Annotated in this window: 4 protein-coding genes; all 4 read left to right on the top strand. The window is 32.8% G+C overall.

The annotated features are described in order from the left end of the window. Positions 1-278 precede the first annotated feature (278 nt). Positions 279-920 (top strand): hypothetical protein, encoded by a 642-nt coding sequence (locus E7419_08275; protein ID MBE7015171.1) that lies wholly within the window; start codon positions 279-281, stop codon positions 918-920. Position 921: 1 nt separating this feature from the next. Further along, positions 922-2,859: a site-specific DNA-methyltransferase gene (locus tag E7419_08270; GenBank protein MBE7015170.1), complete on the top strand. Its 1,938-nt coding sequence runs from the start codon at positions 922-924 to the stop codon at positions 2,857-2,859. Beyond that, complete coding sequence (locus tag E7419_08265) at positions 2,859-3,287, top strand: GNAT family N-acetyltransferase (protein ID MBE7015169.1); 429 nt, start codon at positions 2,859-2,861, stop codon at positions 3,285-3,287. Before E7419_08270 ends, E7419_08265 begins: the two co-directional genes overlap by 1 nt. Further along, positions 3,287-3,701 (top strand): restriction endonuclease subunit R (locus E7419_08260; protein ID MBE7015168.1); only part of this gene is annotated, 415 nt, incomplete at its 3' end. The genes E7419_08265 and E7419_08260, both read left to right, overlap by 1 nt.

Below are 3,701 nucleotides of genomic sequence, written 5' to 3'. Positions count from 1 at the left end.
GTTCAAAGAAAACCAAAGAAGGTTTTAAAGAGCTTATAGGCGAAAATGACTTCGATACGATATTTTCTGATTTTTATGAGAATTTCATCGTGTGTGATTGCAATTCTCCTGAAGAAGTCATAGACGGCGTTCCGAACCGCAATGCTGTTTCGCACAGTAAATATAAAAAATATCCAAATAAAAAGGCATCTTTAAATGCTATTTTACTTACGGATTTTATAATAGGACTTACGCCTAAAAACAATAAAGAGGATGTATTAGAATAACAGGAGGATTATATGGAGTGGATTTCAAATATCATAAAGTTCCTAAAACTGCCAATTAAAATCATATTACCAACTGCTTGGATTTTTTCGTGTAGTTTGATATTCTTAGAAGAAAAACTTCTCAAAAAAATTGGTGTCTTAGAGTGGAAGAATGAAAACGGTTTCGTCATAGGTATTATTTTTCTGATAACTTCTTGCTTGATAATAATTTATATAGCATATTTTATCAAGGAAAAGTTTTCAAACTTATGCTTTAGACTCTCAAGAGATAGACGGACATTTAAGATATTTATGGATATGAACGATACCGAACAGGCGATTATCATTAAAATGTACAATTCTCAAGGTTATACAACAACCCTTGATTACAGCCAACCTTTAACGCAAGGTTTATTGGCACGAGGGTTTATATACGCAGGCGGTCAGCAATTAGTTTCAATAGATATACGAACAAATACGATACCTACAAGATTTACATTACAACCGTTTGTTTATAAAGCGTTAGATAATTATAAACCCAAATTAGATAACTTAATTAAGAAGTTGACAAAAAAATTATCTAAAGCTAAAACCGATAAGAAAAAAGAAAATATCACTGAGCAATTAACAAATTGTAAGGAATATTATGAAGTGATATACAATGGAGGATTTTAAAATGAGTGATAAATTAAAGATGCACACACCCAATAAGGCGGATGAAAACTTTGCTAAGTTAGCAGCACTCTTTCCTAATGCTGTAACCGAAACAAAAGACGAGCATGGAGATATTGTTCGTGCTATTGATAAAGACATTTTAATGCAAGAAATTTCAGCAACTGTTGTCGATGGTGCTGATGAACGTTATCAGTTTACTTGGCCTGATAAGAAGAAATCTATCCTTCTTGCCAATGCTCCTATAAATAAAACTTTAAGACCTTATAAGGAAGAAAGTGTAAACTTTGATACAACGGAAAACCTCTACATTGAGGGCGACAATCTTGAAGTATTAAAACTTTTGCAAGAAACTTATCTCGGCAAGATTAAAATGATTTACATAGACCCTCCATATAATACAGGAAACGATTTTGTTTATGAAGATGATTTTACTCAAGCAGCAACTGAATATATTTCTATGAGCGGACAATATAACGATGAGGGGAATAGACTTGTTCAGAACTTTGAAAGCAACGGAAGATACCATACTGATTGGCTTAATATGATTTATCCTCGATTAAAAATCTCAAAAGATTTACTTTCTGATGATGGAGTCATAATTATTAGCATAGATGACCACGAAGTTGATAATTTAAAAAAAGTATGTGATGAAATTTTTGGACAAAGCAATTTTATTGGATTAACAGTTAGAGTAAGTTCGCCAACACAAAACATTGCAAAATTTATGTCAATAATGCACGATTACTCTTTGATATATTGTAAAAACAAAGAAGCAAATGGCGGAGATTGGAGAGTTCCGAAAAATAATGTTGCTGAATTTGAGTCAAGAGCAAATAAATTGTTTAAATCAGGTGCATCACAAGAAGAAATAGCAGCCGAACTTAGAGCATTAGTTAAATATCCTCGTTTTTATGATTTCGACCACTATTATTTTTGTGATGATGGAGGTATTTTCAGAGCAGGTCCAATTGGTGGTGTTCAAAGTGGTAATGTGACAACACAAATTCTTCATCCAATTACTAAAAAGCCTTGCAAAATGCCAAAAGGTGGTTGGAGATATAAAGATAGTGAAATTCAAAGACTTGTAGATGAAAACAAATTGCTCTTTGGAAAAGATGAAACTATTGTTCCTCAAACGAAGCTATATTTACACGATTATTTAATGCAAATACCAAAAGGAATAAACTTTTTTGACACACAAACTGATGTACATTTTTTGAGCGATAACGGGTTGCCGTTTGATTTCCCAAAACCAGTTGATTATATTGAGTACTTAGAAGCAATGATTGTTGATGAAAATTCAATAGTATTAGATTTTTTCTCTGGTTCTGCAACAACAGCACACGCAACAATGAAAATGAATGCGAAAGATGATGGTAATAGAAAATACATTATGGTACAGTTGCCGGAAGAAATAGGCAAAAGTTCTGCAAACAACAACTCGGAGTATAAAACAATATGTGAAGTTGGAAAAGAGCGTATTCGCAGAGCTGCAAAGAAAATTGCAGAAGAAAATCCCGACGCTAAATTTGATAGTGGCTTTAGAGTTTTAAAGTGTGATACATCTAATATGAAAGATGTATATTATAACCCATCGGAGTTTGAACCATCATTCCTTGACACAATGGAAGACAATATCAAAGAGGACAGAACTCCGGAAGACTTACTCTTCCAAGTAATGCTTGATTTAGGTGTGCTTTTATCAAGTGAAATCGAAGAAACAACTATAGCAGGTAAAAAAGTGTTTAATGTTGCAGATAACTTCCTTATCGCTTGTTTTGATAAAGATGTAAATGATGAAGTTATTAAAGAAATTGCACAAAAGAAACCATATTACTTTGTTATGCGTGACAGCTCTATGGCAAATGATAGTGTTGCAACAAACTTTGAACAGATATTCGCAACCTTCAGTCCCGACACGGTGAGGAAGGTGCTATAATGGATGATGTACAGTACAAAAAATATAGAAATAACTATAAGTCCAAAGTATTAAAAATGCTTATTGAACTTGAAGATATATGGAAAAACACTATTTTTCAAGTTTTTTCCGCAATAAAGCGGATGCCAAATAATTACGAAAAGATTTATTTAGCAATATCCGAAGGTGAAATCATTGGCTTTGTATATGGATATATACTACAAAACGGAGTGTTACTTCCTCAGTTTTTATATGTGAATGAAGCCTATCGAAACAAAGGTATAGCATCTGAATTGTTAAAACGATTGGAAAGCGATTCAAACTGTGTATGCTCTGTGATATGGTATCATAAATCTTTAAGTGATTTTTATAAAAAGCAGAACTATGATGCAGGTGGCAATCTTGAGGTTGCATTAAAAGAATTACAACCACCAAAAGAGGTGTTATAATGAAATTTAATTTTAAAATACAAGAATACCAAACTGAAGCTGTTGATGCTGTTGTTAAAGTGTTTAACGGACAAGGCTACCACGACAAAATCAGTTACATCCGTGACAAAGGCAAATTAAAGGGACAGCAGACACAACTTACTCTTGCCTTTGAGGATGAATTTGGTGAAAACTTAGATATACTTGATGACACCGGATACAAAAACGAAGTTGTTGAACTTTCAGACGAACAATTATTAAAAAACATTCACGATTTGCAGTCGCAGAATAATATTAAATTATCTTCTTCTCTTATTAAAGATTTGGGAAGATGCAGTCTTGATATTGAAATGGAAACAGGTACAGGTAAAACATATGTATATATCAAGACAATGTTTGAGCTTAACAAAAGATACGGTTGGAGCAAATTTATAG

This window comes from Oscillospiraceae bacterium (assembly GCA_015068525.1).
GTDB lineage: Bacteria > Bacillota > Clostridia > UMGS1840 > HGM11507 > SIG450.
This window is presented reverse-complemented; position numbering and strand designations above follow the sequence as displayed.